The sequence below is a fragment of the Sphingomonas aurantiaca genome (assembly GCF_003050705.1).
Lineage (GTDB): Bacteria > Pseudomonadota > Alphaproteobacteria > Sphingomonadales > Sphingomonadaceae > Sphingomonas > Sphingomonas aurantiaca.
On sequence record NZ_QAOG01000005.1, the window covers coordinates 144,943 to 166,853 of the forward strand.

The following is a 21,911-nucleotide window of genomic DNA, read 5'->3' on the forward strand; positions in this document are numbered from 1 at the left end:
CCCCCTTAGAGGTTCGCGCTGAAGAGGCCGTATCGTTCGCGCCAGGCGCTGACTTCCGCGTGCAGGTGCGCGGGCGCGCGGTCGCCCGAGATCACGTGGCGCGCGACGTCGTTGTCGGGATGCATGAGCATCTTCTTCGATCCGTCGCTGAACCACACGGGCACCAGCCCGTCGCACACGCTGTCGAGGATCGTGGCCGCCATGCCATTCTCGATCGCGGTGCTGCCCGGAAGGACGCGGACGTTGATCGAGACACCCTCGAATATGTTCTGCGGCGCCTTCACGAAGTTGACTGAAACGATCAGACCCGAGCGGTCGGGCCGCGCCGCATCGGGCATGCTGGCGACCCGGCGCCAGACACAGAACCACGTCCGGCAGATGCGCGGGCGGACCGCATGGATACCGCAGCCGCGCGCGGAAAGGTGGACGCACGGCGTACCCGCGGGCTTCCTGAACTCGGGCGTGTCGACCGTAAGGACGGTGCAGCAGGCGGTACAGTCACCGCAGTCTCGGTCCGGCAGGACGGGCCCCAGCAGAACGGTTTCGAGCTCGGTCTCGGTATCCATCCCGGTCGGCGTTGCCCCGACCTGCGCCGGAAGACAAGAGCACCGGCGTTCCCGGCACTTACACCGGGAGTGTCAGACCCGGTCGAACAGCGGCGCGTGCGTCATGTTCGGCAGGACGTGGCGCGCGAACAGGTCGGCTTCCGCGGCGTGCGGGTAGCCCGACAGGATGAACGCCTCGATACCCATCTCCTGGTACATGGCGAGCTTGGCGAGCACCTGGTCGGGATCGCCAACGATCGCCGCGCCGCAGCCCGAGCGCGCGCGCCCGATACCCGTCCACAGATTGTCCTCGGCATAGCCGTCCGCCGACGCACCCTCGCGCAACGCCGCCTGCGCCGCGACGCCCGCCGAGCGCGAATCCAGCGACTGGGCGCGGATCGCCGCCCCCTGCGCGGCATCGAGCTTCGACAGGAGGCGGTCGGCATAAAGCCGCGCCTCGTCCTCGGTCTCCCGCACGATGACGTGCGCCCGGTAGCCGAACCGCAGCGTGCGGCCGTGGCGGGCCGCGCGCGCGGTCATGTCGGCGATGATCTCGGCGACCTTCTCGCGCGTGTCCGGCCACATCAGATAGACGTCGCATTCCTGCGCTGCCGCCTCGCGCGCGTCGGGCGAGAGTCCGCCGAAATAGAGCAACGGCGCCTTGCCCGACAGCGTGCCGATCCGCGGCGGATCGAGCTTCAGTTTCCAGAATTCGCCGTCATGATCGAGCGGCTGGCCGTTCAGCAGCGTCTTGAGGATCCGCATCAACTCGACCGTGCGCGCATAGCGCGGCCCCGAGGCGAGTGTCTCGCCGGGCAGGTCCGACGAGATGATGTTGATGTTGAGCCGCCCGCCGAGCATCCGGTCGATCGTCGCGATCTGGCGCGCCAGCTGCGGCGGCCAGCTCTCGCCGACGCGTACCGCCATAAGCAACGCCATCCGGCGGAGCATCGGCGCGATCGCGGCGGCGAAGGCGGTGGTGTCCAGCCCCAGCGCATAGCCCGAGGGAAGCAGGATATTGTCATATCCCCCGGTTTCCGCCTGCAGGACGATGTCGCGGCAATGCTCCCAGGTGGAGTGCAGCCGGGGATCGGGGACGCCGAGAAACTCGTAGTCATCGTCGCACAGCGCCGAGAACCAGCTGACTTCACAGGCTTGCGTCACTTGCCGGTGTCCTTCGCGGCGGTGTTACTCACGGCAGTCGCTCGCCGCGGCCTGCGACGAGGATGTCGTACCACTCCTGTCGCGTCCACGGGATCGTGAAGGCCTGCGCCAGTTCGGCGATGCGCGCGGGGTTCTGCGTGCCGACGATCGGGATCGCGCGCACCGGATGCGCCATGATCCAGCTATAGGCGACCGCGGCGCGGCTCGCGCCGGTATCTGCGGCCTTGGCATCGAGCGCTTCGGCGACGGCGCGGCTGCGGTCGTCGGTGGGCACGGCGATCCGACCGCCGCCCAGCGGCGACCAGGCGAGTACCGCCATATCGCGCTCCATCGCCTGATCGAACAGGCCGTTCTCGATCGGCTCGAGATGCAGCGGCGAGAATTCGGGCTGGTGACTGACGAGCGGGATAGTCAGGAACGACGCGAGCGCCTGAGCCTGTGCGGGCGTGTAGTTCGACACGCCGACCGCGCGGACCTTGCCGGTGGTCACCGCATCCTCGAGCGCGCGCGCTGCCTCCTGCGGATGCGTCAGGATGTCGGGGCGGTGGATCTGGTACAGATCGACCTGGTCGACCCCGAGCCGGGTCAGCGACGCATCGAGCGCCTGCGCCAGATAGGCGGGGCTCGAATCATAGGGCAGCGGTGGCAGGATGCCGCCCTTGGTCGACAGGACCATCCGCGCCCGCAAGTCCGGCGACTCGGCGAAGATGCGACCGAGCAGCACTTCGGCATCGCCGAATCCGCCGGTTCCATCGAACCCGTAGATATCGGCGGTGTCGAACAGCGTGACGCCCGCCTCGAACGCCGCTTCGATGAGGCGTCGGCCATCGGCGACGCCGGCTCCGGCGAACCGCCACATGCCCCAGGCTATCGGGCTGACAAGGATTCCGCTCTTGCCGAGGGGAATGGCTTTGGGTGTAGGATCAAGATGCGACATCGCTGTCATTCAATAGGGGCAATAGGCTTGGTCGAGCAAGTACGTTATGGGCTGGTCGGTACCGGCATGATGGGGGTCGAGCACCTCCAGAACCTCGCGGTCACCCCCGGCGCGGTGGTCACCGCGATCGCCGATCCGGTGGCCACGTCGCTGGGCTGGGCGCGCGATGCACTGGGTAAGCGGGGCGACGGCGTGCAGGAATTCGCCGATGCGGCGGCGCTCGCGCGCAGCGGGCTGGTCGATGCCGTGATCGTCGCGAGCCCCAATTACACGCACCGCAACGTGCTCGAGCCACTGTTCGATGCGGACATCGCGATCCTGTGCGAAAAGCCGCTGGCGACGACGCTCGAGGATGCCCGCTGGGTCGTCGACCGCGCCGCGCAGATGACCCGCCCGTTCTGGACCGCGATGGAATATCGCTACATGCCGCCCGCCGCGGCGTTCATCGAGCAGGTGCATGGCGGCCGGATCGGCGCGCTGCGGATGCTGTCGATCCGCGAGCACCGCTTCCCGTTCCTGCCAAAGGTCGGCGACTGGAACCGCTTCAGCCGCAACACCGGGGGCACGATGGTCGAGAAATGCTGCCATTTCTTCGATCTGATGCGTCTGATCGTCCGGTCGGAGCCGGTCCGCGTCTATTGCTCGGGCGCGATGGACGTGAACCATGTCGACGAACGCTATGACGGCGAGCGCCCCGACATCATCGACAACAGCTATACCACCGTTGAGTTCGCCAACGGCGTCCGCGCGATGCTCGACCTGTCGATGTTCGCGGACGGCGCCGAGAACCAGGAGGAGATCACCGCGGTCGGCGACGCCGCCCGGCTCGACGTGCTGATCCCCGAAGGCGCACTGGTGTTCAGTCCGCGCACCGGGTTCCTCAACCCGAAACAGGTCGAGCGATCGGTGATCGCGGTCGACCAGACCGCGCTTGACGCGGGCAGCCATCACGGATCCACCTTCTACCAGCATCAGCGGTTCATCGCGGCGGTGCGCGGCGAGGGACCGGTCGAGGTCACCGCGCGCGACGGGTTGATGGCGGTGGCGATCGGCACCGCCGCCGAGATCAGCGCGCGCACCAAACGCGTGGTGGAGATGGCCGAATTGGGGTTTTGAATGAAGCCGCACTTGGCGGTACCCAAGACAAACTCATGCATGACAGCGCGAGACATTCGATAGCCTACCGGACGAGTAGGAATTTTAGGAGGGGGCGACATGAAGAACCGTTGGTTGCTGGCAGGTGCGGCACTCGCCGCTGGGCTGAACACACCGACCTGGGCGCAGGTCGTTCCGTCCGGGACCGACCCGGCCGCGAGCGACGCGGCCCGGAACGATCAGGCCGCGGCCCCCGCCCCCGACGGGTCGGTGCCCGGCGAGATCGTCGTGACCGCGCAGAAACGCACCGAACGTCTCCAGGACGTGCCGGTCGCGGTGTCGGTGATCTCGGGCGACCAGATCGCGGCGCAGGGCGGCGTGAACCTGGAGAGCGCGCAGTATCTCGTCCCCACGCTCAATTTCCGCAAATCGGGCACGACGATCAATCAGTCGCTGTTCCTGCGCGGTGTCGGCACCTCGACCTTCTCGGTGGCAGGCGAGCCGTCGATCTCGACCGTCGTCGACGGCGTCGTCTACAGCCGTGCCGGCGAAGCGTTCAGCGACCTGATCGACATCGACCGGATCGAAGTGCTGCGCGGTCCACAGGGCACGCTGTTCGGCAAGAACACCAGCGCGGGCGTGATCAACATCGTCACCAAGCGCCCCGGCGACGTCCTTGGCGGGTTCGTCGAGGGCGCGTTCTACACCGGCAACGGCAATGAATATCGCACCCGCGCCGCGCTCGACATTCCGCTGAGCGACACGGTCAAGAGCCGCTTCACCGGCTTCTACGGCAATTATGCGGGCAACATCCGCAACATCGCGCACGATAACCGGCGCGTGAACGGCTACGAACATTACGGATTCCGCGGCATGGTCGTCGCCGATGCCACCCCCGACCTCACCTTCACGCTGATCGGCGACTATCGCCGGAGCAACGATGATTGCTGCGCCGAGGTCATCGGCACCACGCCGACCACGGGGCTCACCGCCAGCGTCCTGCCCGATCGCAACGGCAACAAGTCGCGCACCGTCAACCAGGACCTGATCACGCACACCGACGAGAAGAGCTGGGGCGTCTCGCTGCAGGCCGATGCGACGCTCGGCACGCAGACCGTGACGTATATCGGCTCGTACCGCGAATACGACAACACGGAGATCCGCGACGGCGACTGGCTGCCACGCGCATATGTCGGCGCCAACCAGCTGCACGATTTCGGGCCGCAGGTCAGCAACACGTTCACGCAGGAAATCCGCGTCGCGTCGCCGTCGAACCAGTTCTTCAGCTATGTCGTCGGCGCCTATTATTCGCGCGCCTTTACCGAGCGGACGTTCCGCCGCGACGACGTGGTCTGCACCGCGACGCCGACGCCGACCGTGCTCACCCCCTGCTCGACCGCGGGCACGACGGTCACCCGGCCGACGGGGACCGCGGTGTTCGGATCGACCTTCAAGAACCTCGCCTTTTTCGGGCAGGGCGTGTTCAACCTGACCGATCGCTTCCGCGCGATCGGCGGCGTGCGCTACACCGCCGACCAGCTCGACGTCTTCCACAGTCGGGTCACCACGCTCGCGGGGCCCGGCATCAACCCGAGCTTCGGTCCGTTCGCGGGCAAGACCACCAACACCAACTGGTCGGGCAAGGCCGGGCTGCAGTTCGACGTGGTCCGGGAATCGACCGCCTACGCGACCTATTCGCGCGGGTATAAGGGGCCTGCGTTCAACGTCTTCTATAATCTGGGCGCGACCGGCACGAACGTGATCGATCCGGAGACCGCGGACAGCTACGAGGTCGGGCTGAAGAACACGCTGTTCGGCGGCAAGCTGGTCGTGAACCTCGCCGCCTATTACGCGAAATACCATAATTTCCAGGCGAACAACCCGGACGTGGTCGCCGGCGTGCTCGTCACGCGCTTCACCAATGCGGGCGACATCTCGACGCGCGGCGGTGAGCTCGACCTGATCGTGCGGCCGGTCCGCGACCTGAACATTTCGGGCGGGCTGGCCTATACCGACGCGCATGTCGACCAGTTCCGCGTGCCGACCAACGGCGTCACCACCGGCGTCGTGCCTGCGGGTACGCAGCTCGGCTACGCGCCGCGGTGGAAGGGATCGCTCGGCGCCGACTACCGGATTCGCACCGGCGGCGCGGTCGATTTCACGCTGGGCGCGCAGAGCTCGTACCAGTCCAGCCAGATCTCGCAGTTCGACGCGAGCGCCGCGATCCGCGCCGCGACGACGATCAAGGCGTATGGCCTGCTCGATCTCTCCGCGGGCATCGTCGATGCCAAGGATGCGTTCAGGATCGTCCTCCAGGTGAAGAACGTGCTCGACACCAGCTTTGCCTCGTCGATCGTCAGCGGCGGACCCGGCGGCGCCTATCGCTACATCATCCCGCGCGAAGCCGATCGCTACGCCGGCATCACCGCAAGGCTGAACTTTTGACGGAAAACCTGCAGGCCCCCTCCCCGGCGCACTCGCGGGCGCGCTGGGGAGTCGTCGCACTCGTCTTCTTCGCGATCATGCTGAACTATGTCGACCGGCAGATCCTCGCGCTGCTCAAGCCGACACTGGAGACCGAGTTCGCCTGGTCCGATCAGGATTATGGCAACATGGCGTCGGCGTTCCAGTTCGCCGCCGCGATCGCGTTCCTGGGGACGGGCTGGTTCATCGACCGGGTGGGCCTGCGGATCGGCTTTGCCGCGGGTGTGCTGGTGTGGAGCCTTGCCGGCATGGCGCACGCCTTCGTCAGCGGGGTGACGGGGTTCATCGGCGCGCGCGTCGTGCTGGGCGCGGCGGAATCGATCGGCACGCCCGCCGCGGTCAAATCCGCGGCGACCTATTTCGGGCCAAAGGACCGGTCGATCGCACTGGGGATCGGCAACACCGCGCCCAATGTCGGTGCGGTCATCACGCCGCTCGTCATCCCGGCGCTGGCGCTCGCATTCGGCTGGCGCGCGGCGTTCCTGGTCGCAGGCGGCCTCGGGATCGTCTGGGTCGTCGCATGGTTCGCGTTCAGGATGCCCGCCGCGATCGCCGAGACGGGTGGGCCTGCACCGATCCGCTGGATCGACCTGTTCCGCGATCGCCGGACGCTCGCGATCGCGGTTGCCAAGGTGCTGTCGGACCAGGTGTGGTTCTTCATGCTGTCGTGGCTGCCCGACCTGTTCCACCGGCTGTTCGGACTGCAACAGGGCGCAGTGGGGCTGCCAGTTGCGCTCGTCTACGCGCTGGCGGCCTGTGGCGCGCTGACGGGTGGCTGGCTGCCGACACGGTTGATGGCACGCGGCTGGAGCCTCAATCGCGCGCGCAAGTCGACGCTGCTGCTCTATGCGCTGCTCATCCTGCCGGTGCCGATCGTCCTGTCGCTGCACAGCCCGTGGACCGCGGCTTTGGTCCTGGGTCTCGGGCTGTTCGCGCATCAGGGGTTCTCGACCAACGTGTTCGCGCTGACCACCGACGTGATGCCGGCGCGATCGGTCGGGTCGACGATCGGGATCGCGGCGTTCTGCGGCAATATGGGGTCGATCGGGATGATCCAGCTGTCCGCCTGGTCGCTCGGCAACGGGTTCGGCTATGCGCCGATGCTGGCAATCTGCGCGGTCAGCTATCTGCTGGCGCTGGGGGTCGTCCAGCTGCTCATCCCGCGGATCGAGCCGGCCCGGTAGACTCGCGGCGGATCAGCTCGAACGGCACGTCGATCCGCTTCACCACGAACTCCGGCGCGAGCAGGAGATCGGCCGCGGTGTAGCCGAGCAGTCGCGTCGGCTGGCGGATCGTGGTGAGCGCGGGCCAGACATAGCGCGCGATCGCGTCGTCGCCGAAACCCGCGATCGACAGCGCGGCGGGCACCGACAGCCCGCGCCGGTGCGCGACGCTGAGCGCGCCCGCCGCCATGTCGTCATTCGACGCGAAGATCGCGGTGGGCGGCAGGCGCAGCGCCAGCAGCGCCTCCGTCGCGGCGGCGCCCGACGCGAAATCATAGTCGCCGGGCCGCACCAGGAGGGGATCGAACGCGATGCCCGCCTCGTCCAGCGCGGCCCGGTATCCAGCCAGCCGCTGCGCGCTGGTGGCATAGCTCGCATGCCCGGTGATGAACCCGATGCGCCGATGCCCGAGCGCCAGCAGATGCCGCACCATCGCAGCCGCGGCACCGACATTGTCGATGAACACCGACGCGGTCAGATCGAGATCGGTGCCAGGCGACACGCGCACGAACCGCACCTTTCGCCGCGCCATCAGCGCGAGCACCTCGGGATAGTCGGTCGCGGGCGGCGTGAGGATCAATCCGTCGACGCCCGATCCGTCGATCAGGCTCTCGATATCGTCGATCAACCGGTCGGAGTCATGGTCATAGGGCTGTGCCACCATCCGTACGCCGTCGAGCAGACAGCGATCGCGAATGCCCGACTGCATCTCGTAGACATAATAGGGGCTGGGGTTGTCGCACGCGAGCGCGATCTGGAAGCTGCGGTGCCCGGCGAGCGTCCGTGCGGCCATGTTCGGCCGATATTTCAGCGTGGCGAACGCCGCGGTCACCCGCGCGCGCGTGGCATCCGAAACGCGGTCCTCATTGTTGAGGACGCGGGACACCGTCTTGATGGACACGCCGGCAAGCCGAGACACGTCGTTGATCGTTGGCCGCACGCAGTCCCTCCCCCACCATCACGATGGGGACATTGCGCGACCGCGTCAAAGAAAAGCGGCGACTATCGGCAACCGCAGATGCGCTAGCGGCTCGCGGTGAAATCGCGCCGGACCGCCTCCCGCGACAGCGGCGATGCAGGAAGGACGAACCGCGACGCGGGCAGGTGCGCCGGGTCGATCCTGCCCAGTTCCATGCCGAGAAACAGCAGCGGCGCTCCCCGAGCGAACAGCGCGACCATGTCGTCCCATCCGCCAGCGTCACCGTACAGGATGCGGATCGGCCCGAGCGACGCGCTGAACTGCATTCGCACCGCCACCGCCAGCGTCGTCAGCGCCGGATCGTCGCTCACGACGAGAAAGGGCGGATCGTCAGGGCCCCGCGCATGCTTGTCGTTCACCATATAGGCCACGCCTTTCCGCCCCCTGATGCTGACCGCGCCGCGCGCCACGAGCCGGACGTCCTTGGCGTGCGGATCCGGCGACGGCGGATTAGGCTCGGCGGCGAGCTGCTCGAGCATGACCGCGGCAATGTCTTCCTGGCGCATCACCAACGGCCCGTCAGGGCCTGCCTTGACGTAATAGCTTTGCCCGGCGCGTGTCAGGAAGTAACTCGCGTCGCTGCCGAACCGGGCGCGCACATCGCCGTTGGCGGCGATCTCCATCGTCATGATGCTTTGGTCGCCGTCGATGACGTAATGCGCCGTCATGTCGGCAAAAGCGGGATGCGCCCAGGCCAAGGCGACGGCGGCCAGGATCATACTCTTGAACATCATCGGGCTCCGTTCGGCGCGATCAGCAGCGCAACGCCCTAGAAAGCGTCCGCTTTCGCCCGCGCCGACCCCGCGCTCGGCCAAATCGACACGCACGCATTCCTGCAAGGCGCGCCGCCACCGCTACAGACCGGCGCGGTCATCGTCCATGGACGATGCCCCCCCCTGCGCCTCTACGTAGCGATAGGCGACGACCACCACTGCATCACACCGCATCGTCCAGGCTGAACCGGTCCGCGTCTTCGTCATAGGCGAACACCTCGGCATAGCGGCCCCAATGCGTCACCGTGCGCAGCGTCTCGTCGGCATAGTCCTCCGACATGTGGTCCTCCAGCTCGTCGCGGAACCGGCGTGCGGGGGCGACATGCCCGGCGCGCTCGTCGAGGATGCGGCGGATGTGCTGCGCGAGCGGCACGTGCGCCAGCAACGCCTGAGCGAACATCGCCTTGCGCGCATCGACATCGGCCTGCGCATAGCGCCGCGCGGTCGGCGTCAGCAGGATATCGGCCCCGCGCAATTCGGCGAACCGCAACAACTGGAGCGTCTCGGCCATCGGGAACAGCTCATCGATCTCCAGCTGGAGCTGGTCGGCGAGGTCCGCCATCGCCGCGCGGCCATCGAACGGACTGGCATCGACCTCCTCGATCAACCCCGCCAGCGCGTTGGTCGAGACGCGCGGCAGCACCATCTGGATGCCGGTGCCGGGGAACAGCCCGTCACGGACGGGTTCGGCGGGCGCGCGCGCGGTCATCCGCGCATAGATGTCGTCGACCAGCGCGCGGAACGCGGGATCGAGCCGATCGCGCGGCTGCGGCAGGTCGACGACGATCTCCGCGGCGACGCGGCCCGGGTTGGACGAGAAGACGAGGATGCGGTCGCACATCAGTACCGCCTCCTCGATATTGTGCGTGACGATCAGGATCGACTTGATCGGCATCCGCCCTTCCGCCCACAGATCGAGCAGGTCGGTCCGCAGCGTCTCGGCAGTCAGCACGTCGAGCGCGGAGAAGGGTTCGTCCATCAACAGCAGCGACGGGTTGACGACGATCGCGCGCGCCAGCCCGACGCGCTGCCGCATCCCGCCCGACAATTCCTTCGGATAGGCGTTCTCGAACCCGTCGAGCCCGATGAGGTCGATCGCGGCCAGCGCGCGCGTCCGCCGCTCGTCGGCGGGAACGCGCTGCGCCTCCAGCCCGAGCTCGACATTCTGGAGCACGGTCAGCCACGGAAACAGCGCGAAGGTCTGGAAGACCATGCTGATCGTGTGCGCGGGCCCGTCCGGGACCTCGGCGAAGCGGACGCTACCCTCGTCGGGGCGGATCAACCCCGCGATCGACCGCAGCAACGTCGACTTGCCCGAGCCGGAGCGGCCCAGAAGTCCCACGACCTCGTCCTCGTGCAGCGTCAGGCTGACATCGTCGAGCACCGGCGCGCCGCCGTCGCCGCGGCCATAGCGGTGGCTGACATGCTCGACCTGGACGAGCGGGCGGCTGGCCGGGGCGCGGAGAGATGCTGTTGCCATGTCTTGTCCTTTCGACATCAGGCGAGCCGGAGGCGGCGCTCGGCAAAGGCGTACATCGGACGCCAGACGAGCCGGTTGAACGCGATCACGAACATCGACATCACCGCGATGCCGAGCGCGACGCGCGGATAGTCGCCGGCCTCGGTCGCCTTGGCGATGAACGTGCCGAGACCGTGCGCCTCGACCCGTTGCGTTCCCCAGGACACCGCTTCGGCGACGATGCTCGCATTCCACGATCCGCCCGACGCGGTCAGCGCGCCGGTGACGTAATAGGGAAACACGCCCGGCAGCGCGACCTGGCGCCACCATTGCCAGCCGCGCACGCCGAACATGCCAGCCGCCTCGCGCAGATCGGTCGGGATCGCGCTCGCGCCGGCGATGACGTTGAACAGGATGTACCACTGCGTGCCCAGGATCATCAGCGGCGACAGCCAGATGTCGGGCGATAGGCGCCAGTGGACGATCGCGATCACTGCGAACGGGAACAGGACGTTGGCGGGAAACGCCGCAAGGAACTGCGCGACGGGTTGCAGCCGCTCGGCCCATTTGGGGTTGAGGCCGATCCAGACGCCGATCGGCACCCAGACGAGGCTGGCGAGCGCGATCAGCACGACGACGCGCAGCATCGTGATGCAGGCGAGCCCGAACACCGCGACTGCATCGCTCACCCGCAGCGTCGAGAAGACATAGCGCCCCGCCAGCCAGAGCGCGGCCAGCACCGCGACCAGGATCGTCGCCTGCCACAGCCGCTCGAGCACGATGCCGGGCTCGCGAACGCGGTGCTCGCGCGGGCCGGCGCCGCCGCGATCGAGCGTGAGCAGCAGCTGGCCGAGCGCGGTAACGGGCGCGAACAGCACCGGCAACAGGCGGGTCCGGCGGAACAGGTCATAGGCCCAGGATCGCGGCCGTTCGGTGCTGGCGGTCTGCTCGAACCGGAACCGGTCCGCCCAGGCGACGACGGGCCGGAAGACCAGCTGGTCGTACAGCAGGATGACGATCCCCATCGCAACCACCGCCAGCCCGATCGCGCCGAAGTCCTTGCGCGCGATCGCCAGCGCCAGCCAGGATCCGACGCCGGGTAGCGTCACCGTGGTGTTGCCGACCGTGATCGCCTCCGATGCGACGACGAAGAACCAGCCCCCCGACATCGACATCATCGCGTTCCACACCAGCGACGGCGTCGCGAACGGCAGGTCCAGCCGCAGGAAGCGGCGCATCGGCGACAGCGCGAAGCCGCGAGTCACCTCGTCCAGATCGGAGGGTACCGAGCGCAGCGACTGGTAGAAGCTGAACGCCATGTTCCACGCCTGGCTGGTGAAGATCGCGAAGACCGCCGCCAGTTCGACGCCCAGGATCTGGCCGGGGAACAGCCCCATGAAGAAGGTGACGGTAAAGGTCAGGAAGCCGAGGATCGGCACCGATTGCAGGATGTCGAGCATCGGCACGATAATCTGCCCCGCGCGCCGGCTGCGCACCGCAAGCGTGGCGACGACCAGCGTGAAGACCAGGCTCGCCGCGAGCGCGGCGAACATGCGGATCACCGTGCGCAGCGCGTAATAGGGCAGATAGCGCGGATCGAGCGTCACCGGCTCGATCCGCAGCCGCGACAAGGGCTCGGCGACGCCTTCCGCGCCGCGCACCAGCAGCGCCGCGATCCCGATCAGCAGCACGAGCGCGATGACATCGGCCCGGTTGGGCTGCGTCACGCGCAGGATGCGCGAGAACGACCGCACCCGGCCACCCGCCTGCGAACCGGACGCCTGCGACCCCATCGCAACCCTGTCAGTCACCACGCCGTCCTTCTCCGAAGCTGCGGTGCGGTAACGTCGCCGCGTGACACGCGTGCGTCATGCCGAGGGCTCGGTCACCGAGCGGCAGCCGCTCGCCGCCAATCCCCGCAGGATACGGCCGCGGTACAGCGGTGCCGCGGCGATTGCGGCGTGGATGGCGCGATCCTGCTGCATCGCGCGGAACGTAAGGATGGTCATCAGGCGTCTCTTCCGGGCTCGTGTGACGAGTCCGGGACCGACGCTCAGCCGGACCGCGCCTGCGATCCCTGAACGGCGTACCCGGACCCGGGACGTCCAGCGGCGATCGTCAGCAGGGCAAAGCCGCTACTGTCGCCATCGCCGGACAAGGGGGTAGATCGGGGTTTCATGCGCGTCCTGTTCAATGCCGGTGCCGGGAATCGCGACACCCGCCGACCGCCCTTGGCGGCTCGACGAGGGCCCGCTATACCCTAGGGGACTATAGATCAAGGGGGTGCAGTGCGTCGGCCATGAGCCATGTCGAAAAAGAGAAAAAGAAGCTGCTCAACAGGCTCAAGCGGCTGAAAGGACAGATAGAAGCGCTCGAGCGCGCGATCGAGGAGGATCGCGAATGCGCGCGCGTCCTGCAGCAGGCGACCTCGTGCCGCGGCGCGCTCGACGGCTTTATCGCCGAGGTGATCGAGGATCACATCCGCGAGCACATGATCGATCCCGGCACGTCCCGCGACGATCCGCGCACCGTCGCGGCCGAAGAGCTGGTCGAGATCGTCCACGCCTATCTGACCTGATCCCAGCGCCGCACTCCCGCTGCTGCCACACATTTGCAGCCCGCGGGCGCAAATTGTAGGGCAGGCATCCCACGCGCATCGTCGAGGATTTCGAGAGCCATGAAACTCGCCGATCTGGCCGCACTTGCCGGCGTTTCGACCGCGACGGTATCGCGCGCGCTCGCGGGGCATTCGTCCGTCAATGCGCAAACGCGCGAACGGATACGCTCGCTGGCGCGCGAGCACGACGTCCGGCCCAACCAGCTGGCGCGCAACCTGCGCCTGAAAAGCACGGGCGCGATCGGCCTGGTTTTGCCATTGGGCCACGCCCGGACGCAGCATCTGACCGATCCCTTCTTCCTCACGCTGCTCGGGTTCCTCGCCGATCTGCTGGTCGAGCGCGGCTATGACATCCTGTTGTCGCGGGTCATTCCCGATGCCGACGACTGGCTCGAACGCGTCGTCGACAGCGGCCGGATCGACGGGCTGCTGCTGGTGGGGCAGTCGGACCAGTTCGCGGTGATCGAGCGCGTGGCGCAACGCTATGCCCCGCTGGTCGTGTGGGGGGCGCATCGCCCCGGCCAGCATCACCTGACGATCGGATCGGACAATGTCGCGGGCGGCCGGCTCGCAGCCGAGCATCTGATCGCGCAAGGCTGCCAGCGCCTGCTGTTCGTCGGCGACCCTGCCCCGCCCGAGTTCGCGGATCGGCTCGCAGGCTTCGCCGCGGCGGCGCGCGACGCGGGGCTGCCGCATGACGTGCTGACAACGCCGATGATGCCCGAAGCGGTTCATGCCGCGATGGCCGCGCATCTGGCCGGCGGCACCGTTCCGGACGCGATCTTCGCCGCGTCGGACGTGGCGGCGATGAGCGTCCTGCGCGCGCTGGCCGAGGCGGGAATCGACATTCCCGGCACCACCGCGGTCGTCGGCTATGACGATGTGACGCTCGCCGCGCATACCTCGCCCTCGCTCACGACGGTTCGCCAGGACCTTGCGATCGGCGCCGAACTGATGGTCGACCGGCTGCTGAAACGGATCGCCGGCGAGCCCGCCCAGTCCGCGATCGTCCCCCCTGTGCTCATTGCGCGACAATCCGGCTGAATTTCGCAATCGATTGTGAAAAATTGTTGCAATCGATTGCGAAAATAGTAGGACGCGATTCTGGGCTTCATAGAAAGCCGCCCCGCAGGGAGGATCGCATGAAAGTACGTCACGTTTTGCTGGCCGGCATCGCCGCCGCTTCGTTCGCCACGGCATTTGCCGGCGTCGCCTCCGCACAGGCGGCTGACCCTCAGGCAGACCCCGCCGCCGCACCGGCTGCCCCGGCCGCCGACGTCCCGCAGGACGACATCGTCGTCACCGCGGTCGCGCGCGGCACGAACCGGCTGAACACCTCGATCACGACCAGCTCGATCACGTCCGATGCGCTGATCCAGCTCGCACCACGCACCTCGGGCGAGCTGCTGCGCAACCTGCCGGGCATCCGCGTCGAGGCCTCGGGCGGTGACGGCAACGCGAACATCTCGGTGCGCGGCCTGCCGGTCGCGTCGGGCGGCTCGAAGTTCCTGCAGTTGCAGGAAGACGGCCTGCCGATCCTCGAATTCGGCGACATCACCTTCGGCAACGCCGACATCTTCCTGCGCGCCGACTTCAACGTGCGGACGGTCGAGTCGGTGCGCGGCGGATCGGCCTCGACCTTCGCCTCGAACTCGCCGGGCGGCGTGATCAACTTCCTGTCGAAGACGGGCGAGCAGGAAGGCGGCGCGTTCCAGCTGTCGAGCGGGCTCGACTACCGCGAGTTCCGCGTCGATTTCGACCAGGGCGGCAAGCTGTCCGACTCGCTGACCTATCATTTCGGCGGCTTCTACCGGATCGGCGACGGCCAGCGTCAGGTCGGCTATGACGGCGTGAAGGGTGGCCAGTTCAAGGCGAACATCACCAAGTCGTTCGGCGACGGCGGCTATGTCCGGCTGTACGGCAAGTATCTCGACGACCGCGCAATCGGCTATCTGCCCAACCCCGTGCAGGTCACCGGCTCCGACAGCGACCCGACCTATCGCAACATCACCAATTTCTCGATCAACAACGGCACGCTGCACAGCGGCAACATCCGCACCGTGCAGACGCTCGACGGCGACAACAAGCTCGTCACGCGCTCAATCGCCGACGGTCAGCATCCGGTGGTCTATTCGGCCGGACTGGAGACGCAGATCCCGGTCGCGGACGGCTGGAACGTGGTCGAGCGGTTCCGCTATTCGGACATTTCGGGCGGCTTCACCGCGCCCTTCCCCGCCGCCGTCGGGTCGGCGCAGTCGATCGCCAACGGTATCGGCGGCGCGGGCGCACAGCTGTTCTACGCCAGCGGATCGCAGGCGGGCCAGCGGATCGCCAACCCCGCATCGCTCAACGGCAACGGCCTGCTTGCCAACGTCGTATTGTTCGATGTCGATCTGAAGAGCCTGAACAACATCACCAACGACATCCGCCTCAACGGCTCGGTGCCGGTGGGTACCGGATCGCTGTCGATCACAGGCGGCTTCTACGCCTCGCGTCAGGACATCAAGAGCGACTGGCTGTGGACCTCGTTCGTGCAGACCGTCGCCGACAATGGCCGGTCCGAGCTGGTCAATGTCCGCACCGCGGCTGGCGTGCCGGTCACGCAGAACGGCGTCACGGGCTATTCGGCGAGCTTCTTCGGCAATTGCTGCCGTCGGTCGTACGATCTCGACTACACGACCTATGCACCGTTCGCGCAGCTTGGGCTGGAGATCGGCCGGTTCAACATCGACGGCTCGCTGCGCTATGACTTCGGTCGCGCACGTGGCAGCGTCGCGGGTGCGGATCTGGGCGCTGGCTTCGGCACCGGCATCACGACGTTCGACATCAACGGCGACGGCGTAATCTCGGCCCCCGAGCGCCAGGTCGCGGTGATCCCGAACGTCCGGTCGCCGCTGAACTATAATTACGACTATCTGTCCTATTCGGGCGGCGCGAACTACCGCCTGACCGACACCACTGCGGTGTTCGCGCGCTACAGCCGCGGCGGCCGCGCCAACGCCGATCGCCTTTTGTTCGGCCCGTCGATCAACACGCGGACCGGCGGCCTGACAGACCAGGGCGCAGCGGTCGATTTCGTCCGCCAGCTCGAGGGCGGGTTCAAATATCGCCAGAACGGCCTCTCGCTCTACGCCACCGGGTTCTGGGCGCGTACCGAGGAGCAGAATTTCGAGGCGACGACGCAGCGTTTCTTCAACCGCGAATATGAAGCCAAGGGCGTCGAGCTCGAGGGTCGGATCGCACGCGGGCCGTTCTCGCTGTCGGCCGGCGGCACCTATACCGATGCCGAGATCACCAAGGACGTGCTCAACCCCGCGGTCGAGGGCAACCGCCCGCGTCGCCAGGCCAAGTTCATCTTCCAGGCAACCCCACAGGTCGATGTCGGCCGGCTCACCGTCGGTGCGAACGTGATCGGTACGACCGATAGCTTTGCGCAGGACAATAACGGGCTCAAGATGCCCGGCTATACGCAGGTCAATGCGTTCGTGTCGGTGCGCCCGGCGGACAATGTCACGCTGTCGGTCAACGGCAACAACCTGTTCGACGTGAAGGGCATCACCGAGGCCGAAGAGGGCAACATCCCGAGCAACGGCATCGTCCGCGCACGCTCGATCACCGGCCGGACGATCTCTGCCGCAGTCCGCGTCGGCTTCTGATCGGACCGGTGACCATGACGCCATCCTCGACCGAGCGCCGCCTGGAGGCGCTGGCCCCCCGCCTGAAACGCCAGCTCGAAAGGCTGTACGGGGCGGACCGGCTGGCGGCGCTCTGGCCGCGGATGGAACGGATCCTGCGCGACCGGGCGGCCGAGCGCCCGGACGCGCTAGCCGCGCTCGATACCGCGCGGCTCGCCGATCCCGACTGGTTCGTCGCGCCCGACATGCTGGGCTATTCGACCTATGTCGATCGGTTTGCGGGGACGGTCGACGGGCTGACCGAGCGGGTCGACCATCTGGAATCGCTCGGCGTTCGGTATCTCCACCTGCTCGCGCTGCTCAAGGCGCGCGCGGGCGACAGCGATGGCGGCTTCGCGGTCGCCGATTATCTGGCGATCGAGCCGCGGCTCGGGACGATGGCCGATGTCGAGCGGCTGGCGGCACGGCTGCGCGCCGGGCGGATCAGCCTGTGCGTCGATCTCGCGCTCAATCACACCGCGGACGATCACCCCTGGGCGAAGGCCGCGCAGGCGGGCGATCCGCATTACCGCGCCTTTTACCACGTGCTCGGCGACGACGAGGCGCAGGCCTATGAGGCCGCCCTCCCCGAGGTGTTCCCGACGACCGCGCCGGGCAATTTCACCGCGGTTCCTGCGATGGGCGGGCAGGTCTGGACGACCTTCTATCCATTCCAATGGGATCTGAACTGGTCGAACCCGGAGGTCATGCTCGCGATCGTCGATACGATGCTGCGGCTGGCCAATCACGGGTTCGAGGCGTTCCGGCTCGATTCGATCGCGTTCCTGTGGAAGCAGCTGGGCACCGATTGCCGCAACCGGCCAGAGGCGCATTTCATCGTCCGGGCGCTGCGCGCGGCGCTCGACATCGTCGCGCCGGCCACGCTGCTCAAGGCAGAGGCGATCGTGCCGACCGCGCTCGTCCCCCCCTATTTCGGCGCGGACGAGGGCGCGGACTGGGATGGCGGGTTCGAACCCGAATGCCATCTCGTCTACAATAATTCGCTGATGGTCGCGGGCTGGGTCGCGCTTGCCGAACAGTCCGCCACGCTGCCACATGCGATCGTCGAGGCGAGCGGTGGGTTGCCGCGCGGCGCCAACTGGCTGAGCTATGCGCGCTGCCACGACGATATCGGCTGGGGCGCGGTGATCGGCGATCTCGCCGGGATCGATCCGGATCCGGTCGCACGGCTGAAAACGGCGGCGCGCTTCCTCGAAGGCGGCGACGGCAGCTGGGCGCGCGGCGCGCCGTTCCAGTCCGACGGATCGGTGCTGCACGGCTCGAACGGGACGATGGCCTCGCTCGCCGGTCTCGAAGCCGCGACGGACGACGAGGCACGCGAAATGGCGTTTCGCCGTATCGCACTCCTCAACGCGCTGTCGATCGCGAGCGGTGGCCTGGCGACGACCTATATGGGCGACGAAGCCGGGCTGTTGAACGACACCAGTTATCTGGACGATCCCGAGCGCGCGCACGAAGGCCGCTGGCTGCACCGCCCCGACATGGACTGGTCGGCGCTCGATGGCCCCGCCGCGCGACGGATCAGCGGCGATCTGGCCACGTTGCGCGCCGCACGGATTGCCAGCGGCGGTGCCGGCTCGCCTGTGGCGATCGCGACGGGCGTCCCTGCCCTGCTCGGCATCGGCTGCGGCAACGACCGCGTGTTCCTGAACTTTTCCGACGCGTCGGTGGCGGTCGATGGGCTCGACGGATTGCGCGATCGGGTCTCGGGCAAAGCTTGCAGCGACACGCTCACGATCGAGCCTTGGGGTGTAATATGGGCTGGCCCAGCCGGGTGATACACGCGACCCTATCTGTTCTCCCGCGTAGGCGGGAGCCCAGAGTCCCGAGGGCCGGCGTTCGTGACTCCTGGACCCCCGCCTCCGCGGGGGAACAGGAAGGACGTCGGATCGGAATGGTAGAGAAGGCATGACGATGACGAACCTCGGCCTCCTGACCAAGCCACGGCTGTCGCTGATGCGGCTGATCGAGATGAACCTCGGTTTCCTCGGGCTGCAATTCTCGTTCGGGCTGCAGCAGGCGAACATGGCGCCGATCTATGGCTATCTCGGCGCGGACGAGGCGAGCCTGCCGTTGCTGTGGCTCGCCGGACCGATGACCGGGCTGCTGATCCAGCCGCTGATCGGCGCGATGAGCGACCGGACCTCGACTCGGATCGGTCGGCGCACGCCCTATTTCCTGATCGGCGCAGTGCTGTGCAGCCTCTGCCTGCTCGCCATGCCGTACAGCCCGACTTTGTGGGTCGCTGCCAGTCTGTTGTGGGTGCTCGACGCGGCCAACAACGTGACGATGGAACCCTACCGCGCCTATGTCGGTGATCGCCTGCCCGACGACCAGCGCGCCGCCGGCTTCCTGACGCAATCGGCGTTCACGGGGCTCGCGCAGACCCTTTCGTATCTCGCGCCGTCGCTGCTGGTGTGGATCGGGTTCAACAAGGACGCGGTCGACGGCAACGGCATTCCCGACATCACGCGGATCGCGTTCCTGATCGGCGCGGTGCTGTCGCTGGCGACGATCCTCTGGTCGGTGCTGCGCGTCCCCGAGCTGCCCTTGCCCGAGGAGGAGAAGGCGCGGCTGGCGAAGGAGCCGCTGACGCTCGGCGGCACGCTGCGCGACCTGCGGACCGCTTTGGTCGAGATGCCCAGGCCGATGCGGCAGCTGGCGCTGGCGATGCTGTGCCAATGGTATGCGATGTTCGCCTATTGGCAGTTCATCACCTTCGCGGTCGCGCGGTCGCTGCACGGCACGTCGGACGCCAAGAGCGTAGCGTTCCGCGATACCGTCCTGACCGTCGGCCAGCTCGGCGCCTTCTACAACGCCGTCGCGTTCGTCGCCGCGATCGCACTGGTCCCGCTGGCACGCCGCTGGGGCGCCAAGAGCGCGCATGCCGTCTGCCTGCTCGCGTCGGGCGTGGCGATGCTGGCGATCCCCGGCATCCGCGACGAGGCGGGGCTGTTCGTCGCGATGCTGGGAATCGGCATCGGCTGGGCGAGCATGATGGGCAACCCGTACATCATGCTGATCGACATGATCCCGCCCGAGCGCAACGGCGTGTACATGGGGATCTTCAACATGTTCATCGTCATCCCGATGATCATCGAGAGCCTGACGGTGCCACTCTTCTACCATTCGGTGCTCGGCGGCGAGCCGCGCAACATCCTGTACCTGTCGGGCGCGCTCATGATCCTCGGCGCAGTGGCAACCGTTCGCGTCACGATGCGGCCGGCGTCGGGCACGACGCTCGTCGAGGCCGCGCGCTGAGGTTCACCCCAGCGTACGGCGGTAGAACCCCAGCGTCATCGCCATCGCCTGGAGGAACAGCGCGGGATCGTAGCGCGGCCCCTCGTCGCGCAGGAACGCATGCTGCGCGTTCAGCTCATGCCATTCATACGACGCGCCGATCTCCTCCAGCCGCGTCCGGATCACGGCGCGCCCGGCATAGGGAACGTGCGGATCCTGCCGCCCCCAGACGAACAGCGTTTCGGCCTTGAGCTCGGCCATCCGCGCCAGGCTGTCGTCCGACCGCCCTTCCCCGAGCGTGCCCGAATGGATGTCGGTCGGGTAGAAGCAGGCGGCGGCCGACACGCGCGGATCGAGGCCTGCGCGATAGGCCAGATGGCCGCCAAGGCACACGCCGAACGTCCCCAGCCTGCCGTTGCACGCGGGGTGATCGAGCAACGCGGTCAGCCCGGCCTGCGCATCGGCATCATAGGCGGCGACGGGCTTGGCGATCTTCAGCGCATTGCCGCGATCGGTACCGGCCTGGTCGTAGTTGAGGACCGTGCCCGCGGGCTCATACTCATGATAGACCTCGGGCACCGCGACGACATAGCCATTCCCCGCGATCATCGCCGCTAGCCGGCGGATCGGCGCGGTGACCTGATAGATCTCGGAGAACAGCAGGATGCCCGGAAAGCGTCCTTCGACCGCGGGACGGAACAGGTGGATGCGCATCGCGCCGCCGTGCGGGACGTCGACGTCCAGCGTCTCGTCGCTGTGCAAGATCATATGCGCGTCCCCACGAAGATGCCCGACCAGGGGCTTTGGAGCCGCGTCCGTATCAGGCCTGTCCGCGCGTCGCTACGCGGATCGGGGTCACGCCGTCGCGGAAACCTCCGTGATCAGAACGGACGCGACGTCGCTGTCGTGCAACGCCGTCGTCAACGTGTGCCGAAGTCGCGCGGCGTCCACCGGCATCTGGGTCGAGACGTGCAGCCGCGAGAATTCGATCGCTTCGCCGACCGAGATCGCGCGAAGCTCGGGAAGCTTCTGCGTCAGGCGCGCGAGCGCGGCTTCGTTCGGGGCGGTCAGCGCGAACGTCACGCGCAGCGCGCCGTCGAGGCGATCCGACGAAACGATCGGCACGACGAGCGGCTTCATGGCGAGGATCTGCGGCGGCTCGTGCGCCGTTTCGGTACTGGCTCCGGCGGGTTCGGCGATCCCTGCGATCAGCGACAACAGCAGGACCAGCTTCAGGGGCATGGTGGCGATGGGACGGACTCCGGCAACGGGCCGCATCTCGTCGCCGGCCCTATCCATTATAGACGATAGAGTCTTCGGGAGGGCTCGCGCTGTCACTCGCTGCAGCACGTCCTGACCGCCTTGATCGACGGGGCACCGCGCGCAAGCTCGTTCAGCCGGGTCAGCGTCGTCTGATGCGCGCTGCAGATCTGCGCACCCACGACGAACTCCTGGAGGTCGTCGGCCAGTTCAAGGCAGATCGCCAGCTGCGCTTCGATCGCCCGCAGCAAGTCTGCGTGGTTGGAGAGAACGGTCATGCGACAGGCCTTTTTCCAAAGAGTTGGCTAATCCTAGGCCTTATAGCGGCTTGCCGGTGCGGACCGCCGCCGATGCGCGGAACCACGTGGTACTACGGATGGCGTACGGCGTTCGGCGCGATCGGTCGGCCCGGTCGACGCGCCCCTCCCCTCTATAAAGAA

General features: G+C 67.4%; 19 protein-coding genes. 8 read left to right on the forward strand and 11 right to left on the reverse strand.

The window, feature by feature from the left end:
• Positions 1–5 precede the first annotated feature (5 nt).
• The 3 genes from C8J26_RS14830 to C8J26_RS14840 all read right to left on the reverse strand — a co-directional run bounded on the left by C8J26_RS14830 (position 6) and on the right by C8J26_RS14840 (position 2,568).
• Positions 6–566, reverse strand: a complete 561-nt coding sequence (locus C8J26_RS14830; RefSeq protein ID WP_107959046.1) for a YkgJ family cysteine cluster protein — start codon at positions 564–566, stop codon at positions 6–8.
• 72 nt (positions 567–638) lie between these two features.
• The gene (locus C8J26_RS14835; RefSeq protein ID WP_107959047.1) at positions 639–1,709 is read right to left on the reverse strand and encodes an LLM class flavin-dependent oxidoreductase; all 1,071 of its coding nucleotides are present in this window, start codon (positions 1,707–1,709) and stop codon (positions 639–641) included.
• Between the two features lie 28 nt (positions 1,710–1,737).
• Positions 1,738–2,568 carry an aldo/keto reductase gene (locus tag C8J26_RS14840; protein ID WP_107959048.1) on the reverse strand — a complete coding sequence of 277 codons (831 nt, stop codon included), beginning with the start codon at positions 2,566–2,568 and terminating at the stop codon, positions 1,738–1,740.
• 69 nt (positions 2,569–2,637) lie between these two features.
• Between C8J26_RS14840 and C8J26_RS14845 the strand changes: the two genes are divergently transcribed.
• The 3 genes from C8J26_RS14845 (at position 2,638) to C8J26_RS14855 (ending at position 7,409) form a co-directional block, all read left to right on the forward strand.
• Complete coding sequence (locus C8J26_RS14845) at positions 2,638–3,762, forward strand: Gfo/Idh/MocA family protein (RefSeq protein WP_107959049.1); 1,125 nt, start codon at positions 2,638–2,640, stop codon at positions 3,760–3,762.
• Positions 3,763–3,861: 99 nt separating this feature from the next.
• Positions 3,862–6,186 carry a TonB-dependent receptor gene (locus C8J26_RS14850; RefSeq protein WP_107959050.1) on the forward strand — a complete coding sequence of 775 codons (2,325 nt, stop codon included), beginning with the start codon at positions 3,862–3,864 and terminating at the stop codon, positions 6,184–6,186.
• Between the two features lie 77 nt (positions 6,187–6,263).
• Positions 6,264–7,409 carry an MFS transporter gene (locus C8J26_RS14855; RefSeq protein WP_107959197.1) on the forward strand — a complete coding sequence of 382 codons (1,146 nt, stop codon included), beginning with the start codon at positions 6,264–6,266 and terminating at the stop codon, positions 7,407–7,409.
• Here the strand turns inward: C8J26_RS14855 and C8J26_RS14860 are convergent.
• The 5 genes from C8J26_RS14860 to C8J26_RS20525 all read right to left on the reverse strand — a co-directional run bounded on the left by C8J26_RS14860 (position 7,381) and on the right by C8J26_RS20525 (position 12,668).
• Positions 7,381–8,367 carry a LacI family DNA-binding transcriptional regulator gene (locus C8J26_RS14860; RefSeq protein ID WP_244185334.1) on the reverse strand — a complete coding sequence of 329 codons (987 nt, stop codon included), beginning with the start codon at positions 8,365–8,367 and terminating at the stop codon, positions 7,381–7,383. The two genes, C8J26_RS14855 and C8J26_RS14860, sit on opposite strands and share 29 nt — an antisense overlap.
• A 104-nt stretch (positions 8,368–8,471) precedes the next feature.
• Positions 8,472–9,242: a hypothetical protein gene (locus C8J26_RS14865; protein WP_146168849.1), complete on the reverse strand. Its 771-nt coding sequence runs from the start codon at positions 9,240–9,242 to the stop codon at positions 8,472–8,474.
• Positions 9,243–9,363: 121 nt separating this feature from the next.
• A complete protein-coding gene (locus tag C8J26_RS14870; protein ID WP_107959053.1) occupies positions 9,364–10,680 on the reverse strand; it encodes an ABC transporter ATP-binding protein in 1,317 nt (438 codons plus the stop codon).
• 17 nt (positions 10,681–10,697) lie between these two features.
• Positions 10,698–12,452, reverse strand: coding sequence for an ABC transporter permease (locus C8J26_RS14875; RefSeq protein ID WP_107959054.1), 1,755 nt, complete (start codon positions 12,450–12,452; stop codon positions 10,698–10,700).
• A gap of 75 nt (positions 12,453–12,527) precedes the next feature.
• Positions 12,528–12,668 carry a hypothetical protein gene (locus tag C8J26_RS20525; protein WP_167398854.1) on the reverse strand — a complete coding sequence of 47 codons (141 nt, stop codon included), beginning with the start codon at positions 12,666–12,668 and terminating at the stop codon, positions 12,528–12,530.
• A 290-nt stretch (positions 12,669–12,958) separates the two neighbouring features.
• Between C8J26_RS20525 and C8J26_RS14880 the strand changes: the two genes are divergently transcribed.
• The 5 genes from C8J26_RS14880 (at position 12,959) to C8J26_RS14900 (ending at position 20,232) form a co-directional block, all read left to right on the forward strand.
• On the forward strand, positions 12,959–13,237 hold the full coding sequence (locus tag C8J26_RS14880; protein ID WP_093397704.1) for a metal/formaldehyde-sensitive transcriptional repressor: 279 nt from the start codon (positions 12,959–12,961) through the stop codon (positions 13,235–13,237).
• A gap of 99 nt (positions 13,238–13,336) precedes the next feature.
• A complete protein-coding gene (locus tag C8J26_RS14885; protein WP_107959055.1) occupies positions 13,337–14,320 on the forward strand; it encodes a LacI family DNA-binding transcriptional regulator in 984 nt (327 codons plus the stop codon).
• A gap of 98 nt (positions 14,321–14,418) precedes the next feature.
• Positions 14,419–16,932, forward strand: coding sequence for a TonB-dependent receptor domain-containing protein (locus C8J26_RS14890; RefSeq protein ID WP_107959056.1), 2,514 nt, complete (start codon positions 14,419–14,421; stop codon positions 16,930–16,932).
• A gap of 14 nt (positions 16,933–16,946) precedes the next feature.
• A complete protein-coding gene (locus C8J26_RS14895) occupies positions 16,947–18,749 on the forward strand; it encodes an alpha-amylase family glycosyl hydrolase (protein WP_107959057.1) in 1,803 nt (600 codons plus the stop codon).
• Positions 18,750–18,879: 130 nt separating this feature from the next.
• Complete coding sequence (locus C8J26_RS14900) at positions 18,880–20,232, forward strand: MFS transporter (RefSeq protein ID WP_244185335.1); 1,353 nt, start codon at positions 18,880–18,882, stop codon at positions 20,230–20,232.
• Positions 20,233–20,235: 3 nt separating this feature from the next.
• Here the strand turns inward: C8J26_RS14900 and C8J26_RS14905 are convergent, their stop codons facing one another.
• The 3 genes from C8J26_RS14905 to C8J26_RS14915 all read right to left on the reverse strand — a co-directional run bounded on the left by C8J26_RS14905 (position 20,236) and on the right by C8J26_RS14915 (position 21,749).
• A complete protein-coding gene (locus tag C8J26_RS14905; protein ID WP_107959058.1) occupies positions 20,236–20,979 on the reverse strand; it encodes a dienelactone hydrolase family protein in 744 nt (247 codons plus the stop codon).
• Positions 20,980–21,066: 87 nt separating this feature from the next.
• Entirely contained in the window at positions 21,067–21,453 is a 387-nt protein-coding gene (locus tag C8J26_RS14910; protein ID WP_146168850.1) for a flagellar basal body-associated FliL family protein, read from the reverse strand.
• A gap of 92 nt (positions 21,454–21,545) precedes the next feature.
• A complete protein-coding gene (locus C8J26_RS14915; RefSeq protein WP_107959060.1) occupies positions 21,546–21,749 on the reverse strand; it encodes a hypothetical protein in 204 nt (67 codons plus the stop codon).
• Between the last annotated feature and the right edge of the window lie 162 nt (positions 21,750–21,911).